Annotated in this window: 15 protein-coding genes and 1 tRNA gene; 4 read left to right on the forward strand and 12 right to left on the reverse strand. The window is 38.8% G+C overall.

What is annotated here, in order from left to right:
* Positions 1-197 precede the first annotated feature (197 nt).
* Both LUD75_RS16840 and LUD75_RS16845 read left to right on the forward strand, forming a co-directional pair.
* A tRNA-Val gene (locus LUD75_RS16840) sits at positions 198-272 on the forward strand.
* A 186-nt stretch (positions 273-458) separates the two neighbouring features.
* Entirely contained in the window at positions 459-923 is a 465-nt protein-coding gene (locus LUD75_RS16845; protein ID WP_232706980.1) for a VanZ family protein, read from the forward strand.
* Here LUD75_RS16845 and LUD75_RS16850 read toward each other — a convergent pair.
* From LUD75_RS16850 to pepT, 4 genes are read right to left on the reverse strand one after another with little or no spacing between them, the layout of a single operon-like run.
* Positions 898-1,800 carry a glycosyltransferase family 2 protein gene (locus LUD75_RS16850; RefSeq protein WP_232706981.1) on the reverse strand — a complete coding sequence of 301 codons (903 nt, stop codon included), beginning with the start codon at positions 1,798-1,800 and terminating at the stop codon, positions 898-900. The genes LUD75_RS16845 and LUD75_RS16850 overlap by 26 nt on opposite strands.
* Positions 1,797-2,762, reverse strand: a complete 966-nt coding sequence (locus LUD75_RS16855) for a glycosyltransferase family 9 protein (protein WP_232706982.1) — start codon at positions 2,760-2,762, stop codon at positions 1,797-1,799. Before LUD75_RS16855 ends, LUD75_RS16850 begins: the two co-directional genes overlap by 4 nt.
* Positions 2,763-3,182: a SufE family protein gene (locus tag LUD75_RS16860; RefSeq protein WP_034963970.1), complete on the reverse strand. Its 420-nt coding sequence runs from the start codon at positions 3,180-3,182 to the stop codon at positions 2,763-2,765. It abuts the gene before it with no gap.
* Positions 3,183-3,212: 30 nt separating this feature from the next.
* On the reverse strand, positions 3,213-4,463 hold the full coding sequence (gene pepT / locus LUD75_RS16865; protein ID WP_232706983.1) for a peptidase T: 1,251 nt from the start codon (positions 4,461-4,463) through the stop codon (positions 3,213-3,215).
* 226 nt (positions 4,464-4,689) lie between these two features.
* Between pepT and LUD75_RS16870 the strand changes: the two genes are divergently transcribed.
* Together LUD75_RS16870 and LUD75_RS16875 are read left to right on the forward strand one after the other, a co-directional pair.
* Positions 4,690-5,538, forward strand: a complete 849-nt coding sequence (locus LUD75_RS16870; RefSeq protein WP_232706984.1) for a hydroxymethylglutaryl-CoA lyase — start codon at positions 4,690-4,692, stop codon at positions 5,536-5,538.
* Positions 5,539-5,655: 117 nt separating this feature from the next.
* A complete protein-coding gene (locus LUD75_RS16875; RefSeq protein ID WP_232706985.1) occupies positions 5,656-6,060 on the forward strand; it encodes an OsmC family protein in 405 nt (134 codons plus the stop codon).
* 33 nt (positions 6,061-6,093) lie between these two features.
* On the opposite strand, the gene LUD75_RS16880 is transcribed toward LUD75_RS16875, so the two are convergent.
* The 8 genes from LUD75_RS16880 to LUD75_RS16915 all read right to left on the reverse strand — a co-directional run bounded on the left by LUD75_RS16880 (position 6,094) and on the right by LUD75_RS16915 (position 15,630).
* Entirely contained in the window at positions 6,094-6,420 is a 327-nt protein-coding gene (locus tag LUD75_RS16880) for an SUF system Fe-S cluster assembly protein (RefSeq protein WP_063971654.1), read from the reverse strand.
* A gap of 1 nt (position 6,421) precedes the next feature.
* Complete coding sequence (locus tag LUD75_RS16885; RefSeq protein ID WP_232706986.1) at positions 6,422-7,117, reverse strand: 3'-5' exonuclease; 696 nt, start codon at positions 7,115-7,117, stop codon at positions 6,422-6,424.
* A 77-nt stretch (positions 7,118-7,194) separates the two neighbouring features.
* The gene (locus LUD75_RS16890) at positions 7,195-8,529 is read right to left on the reverse strand and encodes a quinol:cytochrome C oxidoreductase (RefSeq protein WP_232706987.1); all 1,335 of its coding nucleotides are present in this window, start codon (positions 8,527-8,529) and stop codon (positions 7,195-7,197) included.
* A 12-nt stretch (positions 8,530-8,541) separates the two neighbouring features.
* Positions 8,542-9,282 carry a c-type cytochrome gene (locus LUD75_RS16895; protein WP_232706988.1) on the reverse strand — a complete coding sequence of 247 codons (741 nt, stop codon included), beginning with the start codon at positions 9,280-9,282 and terminating at the stop codon, positions 8,542-8,544.
* On the reverse strand, positions 9,275-9,796 hold the full coding sequence (locus LUD75_RS16900; protein ID WP_232706989.1) for a DUF3341 domain-containing protein: 522 nt from the start codon (positions 9,794-9,796) through the stop codon (positions 9,275-9,277). Before LUD75_RS16900 ends, LUD75_RS16895 begins: the two co-directional genes overlap by 8 nt.
* The gene (gene nrfD, locus LUD75_RS16905) at positions 9,783-11,180 is read right to left on the reverse strand and encodes an NrfD/PsrC family molybdoenzyme membrane anchor subunit (RefSeq protein ID WP_034973937.1); all 1,398 of its coding nucleotides are present in this window, start codon (positions 11,178-11,180) and stop codon (positions 9,783-9,785) included. Before nrfD ends, LUD75_RS16900 begins: the two co-directional genes overlap by 14 nt.
* Positions 11,181-11,187: 7 nt before the next feature.
* Positions 11,188-14,238, reverse strand: coding sequence for a TAT-variant-translocated molybdopterin oxidoreductase (locus LUD75_RS16910; protein WP_232706990.1), 3,051 nt, complete (start codon positions 14,236-14,238; stop codon positions 11,188-11,190).
* A gap of 21 nt (positions 14,239-14,259) precedes the next feature.
* The gene (locus tag LUD75_RS16915; protein ID WP_232706991.1) at positions 14,260-15,630 is read right to left on the reverse strand and encodes a c-type cytochrome; all 1,371 of its coding nucleotides are present in this window, start codon (positions 15,628-15,630) and stop codon (positions 14,260-14,262) included.
* Positions 15,631-15,801 lie beyond the last annotated feature (171 nt).

Raw genomic sequence — 15,801 nt, forward strand, 5'->3', positions numbered from 1 at the left:
GAAGCCTTCAAAAGAGAAAAACAAATCAAAAACTGGAAAAGCAAGACGATGATTGAAAAATTGATTGCATCTTACCTCAGTTGGTTTAGAGCATCCCGATTTTAATCGGGAGAGTCGTGGGTTCGAATCCCTCAGGGCCCACAAAATCTCTCAATTTATTGAGAGATTTTTTTTATATTAGCATCTACAAATTTTTTGGGCAGTTAGCTCAGTTGGTTTAGAGCGTTGCGTTGACATCGCAGAGGTCACTGGTTCGAATCCTGTACTGCCCACTTTCTTAAAATTTTGTTAATTTATTAAATCTCAATTCACACAACCGTTAAACTTTCATAAAATATTTAAGCATCTGTTTAACTTTTTAATTAGGGTAAGATTTTTGATGCTTAATTATTTCTAAAATTGTTGCGCCTTTTTGGTATAAAACTCTTTTAATTACTAATCCCCTCAAAAGGAAACCTATGAAAAGATATTATGCAGTGTTAATTCCCTTCTACACTATTTTCCTATTATATATGATGTTTTACGGCTGTGGAAGGCATCCCGAATTTGGATTCTTACAACTTAATCCGCTTCAAAGCATCACCTACTTTCTACGATACAATAATTTTTTCTCTGAGACTTTTATGGTCAATATCGTAGGAAACATATTGGTTTTCATACCATTCGGAGGATTGGGATTATTAATCAAAAAACTTAACAATTTACCACTATTATTCTTCCTGTTCATTTGTGGGATTTCCGCAATCGAGCTTGCACAGTATTACACCGCAAGAGGAACTGCAGATATAGATGATGTTTTCTTAAATACTTTCGGAATGCTAATCGGATATTTTGCACTTAAAATTGCAACCTGGCTGAATGTTGCCAATATCCAATTAGAACTTAATTACGAAACGGCTAATGCTTATTCATATAACCAATAAGCTGGCCAAGTTTGTAAAAGTCAAGCACTTTTAATGACGCATTACCTTTCAAAAGTTTTCTGGTGACTGATGGCTTCAAAAGTTTGTAAAACGCTTTGTAAATCAGAATAAAACCTGTTCTCTTCATCATCAGATAAGCTTTGGCAAGCTTTATTTGAGTGACTCTTTCAAAATTTTTATCTTTTTGAATTAAATGCGCAAGACTTTTTGCCGACTGATCTGCTTTGTCCAGGAAAACCAAATTGGTTTCCACATCATTATTAAATATCGGATTATCAATATGATCAATCTTTATGTGATGATCCTGCAAATCTTTTGAAAACACCAAATCCTCATAGCCGTATTGGGTAATTCCTTCATTGAATGGAACCCGCTCTAAAATCGATTTTTTTACAACAAAATTATTGGTTTGAAAATCAAGATATGGCTCTTTAAGACGTTGACTTACAGGAAGATTCTCCCTTTCTGTGGCAAACTTCCAACGCAAGCCGTATTCATCACTTGGCTTGGTTGCACTTACTTTTCTACCTCCGAAAATAACTTCCGGATTCTTTTTTTCAATAAAATCAAAATAGTTTTGGAGAAAATTTTCTTTAATGATTTTTCCGTCGCAATCTAGGAAAAGCAGATATTCTGATTGAGAATATTTTAAGAATAAATTCCTGATTTTTGATCTTCCTATATTTCTGTCAAGGAAAATGAACTGGCTGACTTTGGTTTGTAAATCCTTATTTAAATCAATAAATTTTTCTTTCGAAGCGTCATCTATCAGAATGATTTCTGCGTCTAATTGATCTAAATTTATTTGATTTTGAACATCATTGACTAATTCATTGACATCAAAATTATAAACAGGAATACAAACACTCAGCTTCATATTTTGTCTATAATTTTCTGAATATTAAGTTCCTCAAGACAAGCATAATCCCCCCGGAAACATTCTTTATCACCGAAAACAGAACAAGGTCTGCAGGATAAATCTTTCACGTGGACAATATCATCTTTACTTTGCCCGTAACCCAAAAACCCTGCAAAATGATGCGTGGAACCCCAGACAGAAATACATCTTGTTCCCATCAGACTAGCCAAATGCATATTCGCCGAGTCCATCGATATCATTAATTCCAATTCTGAGATTTTTTGAAGTTCTTCTTTCAACGTCAATTTTCCTGACAGACTCAAAGTATTAGGGATTTGGCTTTCCCATTTTTTCAGAATCTCATCCTCTTCTTTTCCGCCTCCAAAAAAATAAATTTTATGCGTTTTGGCGAGAATTCTGGCCAGCTCAAAAGATTTTTCTTCCGGCATCATTTTCCCTTTATGCTGGGCAAATGGTGCAAATCCGATTCCTTGTTTGACCTCAGATCTACGACGGTATTGATGTGATAATTCCAGTGGAAAACCCATTTTCCGGAAAACTTCGGCGTATCTTTCCACCGTTCTTTTGAGTGGCTTTTTATCAAGATTCCAGATATTCGTCAGTTTTTCTTTTTCAGACTTTCCTTTATTAATTTTGAAAACTTTGTACCGGTGTCTTTTGAAAATAGAATTCACCATTTTTGTTCTGATGACATCGTGAAGGTCAGCGACATAATCGGGTTTGAATTCTCTAATTAACTGTCTCGTCAATTTTCGAATTCCGAAAACTCCTTTGTAATCATCGAAACTGATGCCTTTGAAAATCAATCGCGGATGACCGTGAAAAAGATCTCTGAAATGTTCCCTGCTGATGAATATTAGCTCAACATCAGGATTCTGCTCCAGAAACTCGATACAAACAGGAACAGTCATTGCAACGTCCCCAAATGCGGAAAAACGATATGCTAAAATAGTCTTCACCTACTTCTTTAGTTGAAATGCGACTGCGTAAAATTTGATTTGCTTGGTCATCGCCATTAATCCGTTTGCGCGCGATGGCGACAGGAATTCCTGCAAACCGATTTGTGAGATGAAATCAAAATCCGAATCCAAAATCTCCTGCGTAGAATGTCCACTGTAGATTCTCACCAAAAGCGAAACAATTCCCTTTGGCAAAATCCCATCAGAATCTGCATTGAAGAACAATTTTCCGTCTTTGTGTTCGGCATCTATCCAAACCTTGGACTGGCAACCACGGATGAGATTGTCGTCCGTTTTTTTATCATCGGGAAGTCCTTCCAACTCTTTTCCGAGGTCGATGATATATTCGTATTTCTGTTCCCAATCTTCCAGAAAGGAGAATTCTTCTACTAATTCTTGTTGATTTTCTTTGATTGTCATTCAGAGATTTTATTTGATTTAATGAATCAATTACTTTACCAATTGTGAGATATGAACAATTACGCTTACGGCAGCAATCATACTTTCCAAAGGTACAAATTCGTACGGTCCGTGGAAGTTGTGTCCACCAGCGAAGATATTCGGGCAAGGCAATCCCATATAGGATAACTGTGCGCCGTCTGTTCCGCCACGGATGGCTTTGATTTTCGGGGTGATGCCAGCGTTTTTCATTGCTTGTTCAGCGATGTCCACGATGTGCATTTTGCCTTCGAATTGTTTTTTCATATTGAGATATTGCGGTTTGATTTCTATCTCAGCCGTTTTCTCTCCGTATTTTTGGTTGATTGCTTCTACTTTTTCAGCAATCAGTTTTTTTCTATCTTCAAATTTCTGGTCGTTGTGGTCGCGGATGATGTACTGAAGTTTGGCTTCGGAAACATCACCTTCGAAATCTGTCAGGTGAAAAAATCCTTCGAAACCTTTTGTTGTGGCAGGCGTTTCATTTTCCGGAAGTGAATTGATGAACTCTGAAGCTACCAATCCTGCATTCAGCATTTTACCGAAAGAATAACCTGGATGAACAGACAATCCGTGGATTTTCACGACAGCTCCGGCCGCGTTGAAGTTTTCATACTCCAATTCGCCAATTTCACCGCCGTCCATTGTGTAAGCCCATTCTGCACCAAACTTTTCAACATCGAAATGATGAGCGCCTCTTCCAATTTCCTCATCTGGATTGAATCCGATGGAAATTCGTCCGTGCTTGATTTGAGGATTTGCTAACAAAAATTCTGCAGCCGTTACAATCTCTGCAACGCCAGCTTTGTCATCCGCACTTAGCAAAGTCGTTCCATCTGTCGTGATGATGGTTTGTCCGATGTATTTTTTTAAAGCTTCAAATTTGATTGAAGACAAGGTAAATCCTGTTTCTTTGTTCAATAACAAATCTTCGCCGTCATAATTTTCCCAAATCTGAGGATTCACATTCTCGCCGTTAAAATCTGGTGAAGAATCATAGTGCGCAATGAATCCAACTTGTGGAACATTTTCCTCGATATTAGAAGGAATAAATCCAAAAACATAGCCTTTGTCATCGATACTGACATCTTCCAAGCCGAGTTCCTGCAATTCTTTGTGAAGGTAATTTGCAATGTCCCACTGTCTTTCCGTGGAAGGCGTGGTCTCACTTTCTGCGTCGCTGGTTGAAAATATCTTGATGTATGTGATGAATCTGCTGAGGAGTTTTTCTTTCCAAACGCCGTCCAATTGGATGTTTTCCATATAATTTGCTATATCTCCGCAAAGTTATATATTTATGGAGTGAACAACAAACAATTCGTGGTTAGAGTTAAGTGATAAATGATAAGCAATAAATGATTATTGATTGCTGATTGTTAAAAGATGTTGCAACTCGTAACTGCAGCCCGACTTGAGTGGATCCCGATGTTAAATCGGGAGGGAACGGAAGGCGGAATAGCTGCCCTAAATTAAATTTAAAAATAGACCAATGTTCTTAACCGAATGTCCTAGAGACGCGATGCAAGGCTGGGGAGAAATGATTCCCACGCAAACGAAGATAGATTACATTAACAGGCTGATGGAAGTTGGTTTTGATGTGCTGGATTGCGGGAGCTTTGTGAACCCGAAAACGATGCCTCAAATGGTGGATTCTGGAACTGTGCTAGATGAAATCGACAAGTCACTTTCCAATACAAAGCTTTCCGTCATCGTTGCCAATCTGAAGGGTGCAGAAAAAGCATTGAGCCACGAGCAGGTTGATATTTTGGGATTTCCGTTTTCGATTTCGGAAACGTTTCAACATCGGAATACGAACAAAAGTCGTGAAGAAGCTTTCTCGGAAGTTGTGAAAATCTTCGAATTGGCAAAGTCGGAAAGCCGACAGCTGAATCTCTATTTTTCTATGGCTTTTGGGAATCCGTATGGCGAAAGCTGGAAATGGGAAGATGTAGATTTTTGGGCGAAACGTTTTGAGGAAATCGGCATTAAAGATATTTTACTTTCTGATACAACTGGCGTTGGGAATGTTGAAAAGATTTCGCTTTTGTTTAATAAAATTCCTTCGAAATATCCTGAGATTAATTTCGGTGCGCATTTTCATAATCGTTACGAAGATTCTTACATCAAGCTGAAAGCGGCTTATGATGAAGGCTGCAGACGATTTGACAGTGCGATAAAAGGAATTGGCGGCTGTCCGATGGCAAAGGATGATCTGGTTGGAAATATGCCGACGGAGAAAGTATTTACATTTATGTCATCTGAAAAACTAGACATCAGACAGAATCTTCTTCATTTCGAAAGCGCTTACAATATGGCGAAGGATATTTTTCATTTTTAGATTGATCCCCGAAAGATAAATTTTATCATATTTTGATAATTATTAATAATCAAAATTTCCAAATTCGAAAAAATGGTGTAAATTTATTACAGAAAAAACAATCTAAAAACTATCGTTATGACTTCAAAAACAACTTATTTAGGAGACTTCAAAATTGAATCTGTTCACGAAGCTTCTGGCGACGTTTTCTCAACTTACGTTCCATCCAACGACTTTACAGTAAGAGAGCACTTCTCTCCGACCGATATCTTTGCAACGGCATTGGCAGAAAGCGCATTTGCTTCTCTTGTTGTCTTGGGAAAAGACAGACACGTTGATATTACGGGAGCAACCTGCGAATTGAAAAAAACAATGTATTTCGAGCCAAGAAGAATTGGCGAAATCTTCGCGGTGTTCAAATTCCCTCATTCTTATACGTCAGAAGAACAGGAATTCATTGAGCACACGGTAAAGAACAGCGCAGTGTATCTCAGTTTACATCCTGATATTAAAAAAATTCTTCTTTTTGAATATAAAGACTAAACAAAAATTCCTGCAATCAGCAGGAATTTTTTATTATAACATACCAAGTTCAAACTTGGCTTCTTCGCTCATCATTTCTTTGGTCCAGGTTGGCTCAAAGGTGAGTTCTATTTTGGCAGACTTAACGCCTTCTACGCCACGTACCTTGTCTTCCACTTCTACCGGTAAAGTTTCGGCTACGGGACAGTTTGGAGATGTGAGTGTCATTATTACCAAAACGTCTGCTTCTTCTGAGATCTGAACGTCGTAAACCAATCCCAATTCGTAGATATCCACAGGGATTTCCGGGTCGTAAACGGATTTCAGTTCCTTGATAATTTCTTCGCCTATATCTGCGATTTGATCGTCTGTCAGTTTCATTTTAATCTAATCTTTTTAATAAATCTTCCTGACGCATACGCCGGAAAATGTTTGCCAAAGTTAAGACATCTTTTTCACAATAATGAATGATTCTGTCTATATCGCCGTCTTTGTAGAATATATCGGCAACCATACTTCCGTCGATATCGTCTTTTGGCGTTGGGATTCCGAAGATGTGAGCCAACAATTCCAATGAAACATAACTTTTCCAATCTCCGAATTTCCATAATTCCATCGTATCGATATGCGGAATTTCCCAAGGTTTCTTTCCAAACATTTGAAATGGAAGCGGCGGCTGAATGCCGTGAACAAGCAGTCGTCTTGCGATATAGGGAAAATCGAACTCCTTACCGTTGTGCGCGCAGAGAATTACACTGTTCATTCTAGGTGCATTAAACAATTCACAAAATTCGATTAATAAATTTTTCTCTTCTCCCGAGAATGTTTTGATTTTTAATTTACCGGAATTGCTATCAATCATTCCGATTGAAATACAAATGATCATCCCAAACTCTGCCATTATTCCGGCGCGCTGCTCGTAGAAATCGGACGCTTCAACTTCTTCCTTTCTTTGAGACTTGGTTTTCTTATCATAAAGATATTGGGTTGTCGGATCTAGATTTTCCCAGGAATCGATTTGTGGAACTGTTTCTATGTCGAGGAAGAGAATATTTTCGATTGGAAGTTTGTGGATCATTTGAGTTTTGTTTCTTTAAAATTAATAAAAAAACCCAACATCACTGCTGGGTTTTATATTTTCAGTTCTAAAATTAATTAGAAAGGATATTCGTAAATCTCTGATTCGTGGAAGAACGGATTTCCAGTTGGCATTAGTTTCAGTTTTGACAAAGCTGTCATTACTGCGAAAACGAAAAGACCAACTACGAAAATGAATGCGCCTGCTACCAAGAATAGCATTGAGGTATTATTCCAGTAAGGACCAACTGTTCCCGGCATTACCATATTGAAATAATCTACAGCGTGACCAAAGATCACTACGCAAGCCATAAATGTTACCACTTTGTAATTTCTCTTGATACTGCTGCTTACTAAAACCAACAACGGTGCAAGGAAATTGATCACCAACATTGGTAAGAAAGTCGGTTTGTAATATTCGAATCTACCGAAGAAATAATTGATCTCCTCAGGAATATTCGCATACCAATATAACATGAACTGACAGAACCAAAGGTAGCTCCAAAGCATACTCGTTGCAAATAAGAACTTACCAAGATCGTGAAGGTGGTTGTTGTTAAACTGAGGATATACTCCTTTTTTCTTAATGTAAACACTCACCAAAATGATACAAGCAACAGCAGTTGACAAACAACTAACCATTGAATACCAAATGTAAAGTGTAGAATACCAGTGTGGATCAATAGACATCAACCAATCCCAAGCCCAAGCCGCAGATGCAAACCCAAAGAATGCGATGTAGCCTACGTTCCAGCTGTAAAGACTAGCATAAATCTTTCTGTCTCCTTTGTTCTCATCTACTTTTTTAGAAATACTTTTCAGTTTCCATACAAAGAAAGATGCTCCTAAAGTATAGATCAAAGTTCTGATAAAGTAGAAAGGGATATTAAGGAATTTTGATTTTTCATATAAAATCACATCAAACTCGGGTGAATTCGGATCTGTAAGTGCCGGATCCATCCAATGGAACAAATGTCCGTTGTGAGTGATATTAAGAATTGTAAGAATAATTAAAAGTGCTCCTCCATAAGGAATGAATGAAGCAACCGCTTCCATTACTCTAGTGACAATAATAGACCAACCTGCGTGTGCCGCGTGCTGAATACTGTAGAAGAACAATGCACAACAGCTGATTCCAAAAAAGAATACTGCAAATGTATGAACTGCTGCCAAAGGCTGATTGTGGATCTGATGTTTTGCGTGCTCCAGATGAGCATCGTGATCCTGAGGACCAACTAACTCACTTGAGTGAGAAGGCGCATCGTGACCTTTTGAATGAACAGACTCCATCCAATGTGAAATTGCAGTATCATCTAATCCGTGGTTAAGAGCATAACCAATCCCGAATAAAACAACTCCTACAACAATGAGTATGATAGAATACAATTTTAATTTAGGTGAAAAACTATACATTTTTTTCTTTTTTTATTTAGCATTGGTTTTAGCTTCCGTTGCAGGTGCTGCAGTAGAAGTTTTTTCTGTTGTAGCTGTTGCCGTCGCAGCTGGTGCAGCAGCGGCTGGAGTTGCTGTAGCAGCTGACGCTTTGAATGTATTGTAAACATATAAAGCTACTCTCCATCTGTCTCCTACATTAAGTTGTCCTGCATAAGATCCCATCGCATTTCTACCATTTGTCAAAACATAATGGATAGATCCGATTGTAATATCTCTGTCAGCATAATTTGGAACACCTGAATAAGCACCGCTTTTTACAATTGGTCCTTGCCCGTCACCTCCAGTTCCGTGACAAGCAGAACAAGTATGATCAAACAGCACTTTCCCTCTTGCCAGATCTTTCTCAAGATTTTCAGGTTTCAAAGGCGAAGCTGTGATCAATTTGGACGCATCATAGCCAGCATTATACTGATCTACATTTTTTGGTAAAGCCTCTTCAGTTACGATTCCGTCTCTATTCTGGGCAACACTTCCTTCTACTGGAGAAAGTCCGGTTGCACCGTTGTGAGCAACGAATGCTGGGATTTCATTTTCGTGATCAGAATAAGCATCTTTAGCTTTCATCAAAGGATCATAAGCTACAGGAAAATACATATCCGGAAAATATACCAAAGGTGGATTGTCTTTTGGACCACCGCAAGAATTCAGTAAAACAGTAGTTAAACCAAAGATTGCCGTAATTTTTAATATACTATTCTTCATCTTAAGCATCTTTAACTGTTATTTCTTCAACACCTGTATCAATCAACAGTTGTTTAATAGTTTCAACATCATCAGAAACGAACTCCATCATAAATTTGTCATCCGTCGTTCTTGGATCTGGATTCTGAGGTTTTGCGCCTGGATACATTTTGTTTCTAACTAAGAAAGTCAATGACATCAAGTGAGCAGAACAGAATACCATCAATTCGAACATTGGATCTACGAAAGCCGGCATATTGTGCAACCAGTCAAAAGCCGGTTTACCACCGATATTCTGTGGCCAGTCGTGGTTCATAATCCAAGCGGTCAAAGTAATCCCGATCGTCACTCCATAACAAGCATAGATAAATGCTGCGTCAGAAATTCTGGTTTTCTTTAATCCAAGAGCTTTGTCTAGTCCGTGAACAGGAAACGGTGTATACACTTCGTTTATACTGATTCCTTTATCCGTAAAGGCTTTCACGCCGTGCATCAAATCATCGTCGTCGCCGTAAAGTCCATATATAATTTTAGTGGTGCTCATCTCCTTCTTTTGCTTTATAAGTTTCACCGGAAATTTTCAAAATACTTTTCAATTCTGCTTGTGCAATTACAGGGAATGTTCTTGCATACAATAAGAATAATACTGAGAAGAAACCAATCGTTCCTAAATATACTCCAACGTCAATAATTGTTGGTTTGAACATCGTCCAAGAAGATGGTAAATAATCTCTTGACAAGTTGATTACGATAATATCAAAACGCTCGAACCACATCCCGATGTTGATGATCAATGCGATAATGAATGTCCAGAAGATATTGGTTCTTACTTTTTTGAACCAGAATGCTGCAGGAACAACCAAGTTACAAATAATCAATGCCCAGAATGCCCACCAGTAAGGACCAGTTGCCGCTCCCGGAGATAGATATGTAAAATCTTCAAATCTGGATCCTGAATACCAACCGATGAAATACTCCGTTGCATAAGCTACAGTTACCATTCCACCAGTTACCACGATTACGATGTTCATAATTTCGATATGATACATTGTGATATAGTCTTCCAAGTGACACACCTTTCTCGCAACCAACAATAGCGTTTGTACCATTGCAAATCCTGAGAAGATCGCTCCAGCAACAAAGTATGGAGGATAGATCGTTGAGTGCCATCCTTTGATCACCGATGTTGCAAAGTCAAATGATACAGTCGTGTGTACTGAGAATACAAGTGGTGTTGCAAGGCCTGCTAGAACCAAAGATAACTCTTCGAATCTCTGCCAGTGTTTTGCTTTTCCACCCCAACCGAATGCTAGTAGTGTATAAATTTTCTTATTAAAAGGCGTCTTCGCTCTGTCTCTGATCATTGCAAAGTCAGGGATCAATCCCATAAACCAGAATACAACGGATACTGAGAAATAAGTCGAGATTGCAAATACGTCCCAAAGTAGTGGTGAGTTGAAGTTCACCCAAAGAGAACCAAATTGGTTTGGCAAAGGGAAAACCCAATATCCAACCCAAACTCTACCCATGTGAATCACCGGGAAGATAGCCGCCTGACAAACTGCGAAGATCGTCATCGCTTCTGCAGAACGGTTTACAGACATTCTCCATCTTTGTCTAAATAATAATAGTACGGCAGAGATCAATGTTCCTGCGTGACCAATACCTACCCACCATACGAAATTGGTAATATCCCAACCCCAGTTGATAGTTCTGTTTAGTCCCCAGGCACCGATACCGGTTCCGATGGTGTATGCAATACAACCAAATCCGTAAACAAACAGAATCAAAGCAGCATACAATGATGCCCACCATAATTTCCCTGCGCGTTCTTCGATAGGTCTTGCGATATCCTCTGTGATATCGTGATAAGTCTTGTGACCAATAATTAAAGGTTCCCTTATCGGAGCTTCGTAATGTCCTGACATTTTTTACCTATTTATTATTTAAACTTTCTTTTCTGTTTCTGATTTTTGTATGATAGAATACATTTGGTTTTGTACCAATCTCTTCTAACAATACGTATTTTCTGGTGCTGTTGAACAAGCTGCGAACTTCTGAAGCTACATCATTCATATCTCCAAATTTAAGTGAGCCCGTAGAACAAGCGTTAGCACAAGCAACCTGGAATTCGCCATCCTTCACTCTTCTACCATCTTTCTTAGCTTCAAGAATTGTAGACTGAGTCATTTGGATACACATAGAACATTTTTCCATTACCCCTCTTGTTCTTGTAACAACATCTGGGTTAAGAACCATTCTTCCAAGGTCATTGTTCATATTGAAGTCAAACTTCTCATTCAACGCATAGTTGAACCAGTTGAATCTTCTTACTTTATATGGACAGTTGTTCGCACAATATCTAGTACCGATACATCTGTTGTAAGCCATTTGGTTTTGACCTTGTTTACCGTGAGATGTTGCCGCAACCGGACAAACAGTTTCACAAGGTGCGTGGTTACAGTGCTGACACATTACCGGCTGGAAGATCACATCTGGATTATCAGCTGGATGGTTCAGGATACCTTCTGAGAAAGGACCACCGTACAACATTGGTGCATTAAGACCTCTGTCGATTTGTTCTTTGGTTTCGATTTTCTCAATTGCAGAGTAGTAACGGTCAATTCTCAACCAATACATATCTCTGGACATTCTGATCTCTTCCTTACCAACAACAGCTACGTTGTTCTCTGCCTGACAAGCAACTACACAAGCACCACAACCGGTACAAGAGTTAAGATCGACAGATAAGTTGAAGTGAGGACCGTCTGTATCATCAAAAGAATCCCAAAGGTCAATCTTTCCGATAGGAAGTTCACCTCCGATGGTGTGCATTGCCAAAGGCTTGTTCCACTCATCTGTTGGCTTGCTGATGAAATCTTCCAAAGAAACTTCTTTAGCGATTTCATAACGACCCATCAATGTGTTCTGAAGCTGCATTCCTGCGAACTCATAATCTTCTCCGGTCTTTTCGATTTTTACATTGGTAAGAACTGTATTGTAACCGTCGAAAATTGGATAAGCGTTGATACCAGTATCAGCTACTTTCCCTGAATCTTTTTTACCATAACCTAAAGCCAGACCCAAAGATCCTTCAGCTTGTCCAGGCTGGATGAAAACAGGAACATCTTTCAATGTCACACCGTTTACAGTCACGTTAACCAAGTCTCCGTCCAACTGCATTCTAGCATTAAGGCTATTCTCAAGCTTCAAAGCTTCTGCATCTTTTGGAGAAATTGTTAAGTAATTATCCCAAGACAATCTAGAGATCGGATCTGGAAGCTCCATCAACCAAGGGTTGTTAGATTGCGTTCCATCACCAATTGCTTGTTTGGTATAAAGTTGTAATTCTAATTGAGCCGGTCTGAAAGCTGACAATTCAGCAACAGCCTGAGCTGCATTTCCGCCTGCGTAAGCCAATCCTGTAGAAAGACCACCAGTCGTGAAACCGTTATATAAAGTCTTATTGAAAGTTTTCCCTTCGTTAAGCGTTAAAGCATTTGCTTTAAGATATTCGTAATAGTTATTCGCCGGACTGTTTTTTCCATTGATCCAAACCAAAAGAGATTCTTCAACCTGTCTTGATGTAAAGATCTTTTGGATCGTCGGCTGCATCAATGAATATGCACCAGTTTCCGGAGCGATATCTCCCCAAGATTCTAACCAATGTGTCGCAGGAATTACTGCTTTGGAAGCTTTGTAAATATCATTTTTCTTATCTGTAATTGCTACAGAATAAGGAACTTTTGACAAAGCTGCTTTTAGAGATTCTCCTTTTGCGTGAGAATAAATTGGGTTAACATTATTGGAAATTAATACTCCAACTTGTCCGCCATTCAACCAAGATAAAAATTCGTTGAATCTTGCGTTGTCATATTCTTTAAGGAAATTAGCTTTACCAGTAAAAGCTTTAGATCCTAATTTTTGATTAATTAAATGAGCCAGAACGTAAGCTGCTTTTGAACCATCAGCGAAAACAACAGCGTTGCTTCCTTTTGCCTGAAGTTCTTTTACGATCTCAGAAGCTGTTTTATCAGCCGTTCCACCGTTCAGTCCATTATAAACTTCTACCAATGTTTTGAAAACAGCACTTGGCTTCAATCTATATCTGGAATCGGCATTAGCTCCGGTAAGACTCAAGTTAGATTCAACTTGGATGTGTCTCAACATTTCCGGACCTGGCTTTCTAGCTGCAGCATAAGAAACTTCTAAGCTTGAAGCGTTGAAATCTCCTAAGAAATCTGCCTGGAAAGAAACCACCAATTGAGAAGTACTAAGATCATAAACTGGCAATGCTCTTTGTCCGAAGACTTCCTGAGCTGCGTCTAATGCTGCAGCGTAAGGAATTGCATCATAAGTGATCAGTTCTGCAGAAGGATATTTGGTTTTGAAATCTCCAAACAACTTTTTGAACGTTGGACTTGGGAAAGAGTGTGACAATACCACGATCTTTTTACCAGTCGCCTGAGATTCTGTTAAACCTTTTAGAACAAAATCATCGATCTTGTTAAAATCAGTTTGCTCATCTCCATTCAAAGCTGGCAATTTCACTTTATCATTATCATAAAGAGAAAGAACACTTGCCTGAGCTCTTGCATTGGTTTTACCTAATGAACCAGCTGCGGGGTTTGCTTCAATCTTGATCGGACGACCTTCTCTGGTTTTAACCAAAACACTGGCGAAATCGAATCCGTCGAAATATGAAGAGGCGTAATAGTTTGGAATCCCCGGAATAATATCGTGTGGTTTAACCACATAAGGAATCGTTTTAAGAACCGGAGCCTCACACGCTGCCAAAGTAACAGCTGCTGTAGAGAAACCTAATATCTTAAGAAAATCTCTACGAGAAGTTCCTGAGTTACCAGCATCTTCCAAGAATTCATCTACCGGAATCTCATTCTGAAACTCTTTCAGCGCCAACTTCCCGTTCAGGGTTGGATCTTTTAGTTCGTGAATACTTCTGAATTGTATTTTATTTGAAGCCATTTATACTTCTAATTTTTGTTATTAATAATGACATTTACCACACTCAAGACCTCCAATTGCATCTACAGTGATCTTACTTCCTTCACCATATTGTTTTTTCAACTTATCATGCAGATTTTTGAAGTATTCTTTATTATAACCGTTGTTCATATCTACTTCTGTAGTTCTGTGACATTCTATACACCATCCCATTGTGAAGTTGTTTGCCATCTGAACCACGTTCATCGTATCAATTTTTCCGTGACAAGCTTTACAAACCACATCAATTTTGTTGGCTGCATCTATTTGTTTAGCATTAAATGAATTAATGATCGCCTGCTCACCGGCTACAACGTGCTGAGAGTGATTGAAGTACACAAAATCCGGCATATTGTGGATTCTTGTCCATTCTACAGGTTCTGTTTTACCAGTGTAAGCCTGTTTATCAGCATCCCATCCTACGTGTTGATAGATTTTCTGAATCTCGCCTGTGTAGAACTCTCTGTCTTTTCCTGGCTCAAGGTATTTTCCTTTGTACTCAGAAATAGAACGGTGACAGTTCATACAAACATTAAGAGAAGGAATCTCAGAAACTTTACCATATTTTGCACCGGAGTGACAAAGCTGACAGTCGATTTTGTTTTCGCCTGCGTGGATTTTGTGAGAGAAATAAATTGGCTGCTCAGGAGCATATCCTTTATAAACACCAATCCACATCAACCAGTTCCAAACGCCGTAAACCGCAAACAGTGCCAGCAAAGCAACAAGTCCTTTTCCAACATAGCTGTATTTTTCATACAACGCCGAGAAAGAAGTTACTCTTGTAGAATTAAGATCTGATAATTCCGGAGTCTGCTGTAGTTTAACTAATTGACGGATTTTGATCAACAACCAGAACAATAAACCTGCAATTGCAATCAATGCTGCAATCACAATTTTAGAATTAAGCTGTTGTGCTTTTTGAGCTTCGATGGCTGCTGTAGTATCAGTAGCACCTGCGGCTGCTTTATCGTCAGCTGCCGGCTCTTCCTTTGGAGGATTAGTTGTGTACTCCAAGATATCATCGATATCCTGATCAGAAAGTTTCCCTTCGAATACCTGCATCGCAACTTTTCCATTTTCTTCATAGATCTTGTTTGCGTATGCATCGCCTGACGCTCTCAGTTTCTCATTGTTCGTGATCCACTTGTGAAGCCAGTCAACATCTTGACCATCTTTTTTGACTTTCTCAACAACACCGCCAAGTGCAGGCCCTACAACTTTTTTGTCCAAAGCGTGACAAGCTGTACAGTTCGCTTTGAAAAGCTCCTGTCCTTTTTTCGGATCGCCTTGTGCATAAACGGAAGCGCCGGTTGACAACAATAAACTAATTGCTATCAGACCCTTTTTGTAATGCTTTCTCCAACTAATCATTTATATAATCTTGGGTTAGTAAATTCTATTGACTGTTTACATTCAATTCCGCAAAAATAGCACTTTAACAAAAATTAAGACGACCTTATCGGATGCTTTTTGTCAAATCCAATTAATTTGTAATTGTTCTAAATAACAGGGTTTGCGTTTCATTCAATTTATTTTAAATTT

Source organism: Epilithonimonas sp. JDS (assembly GCF_021261315.1).
Lineage (GTDB): Bacteria > Bacteroidota > Bacteroidia > Flavobacteriales > Weeksellaceae > Epilithonimonas.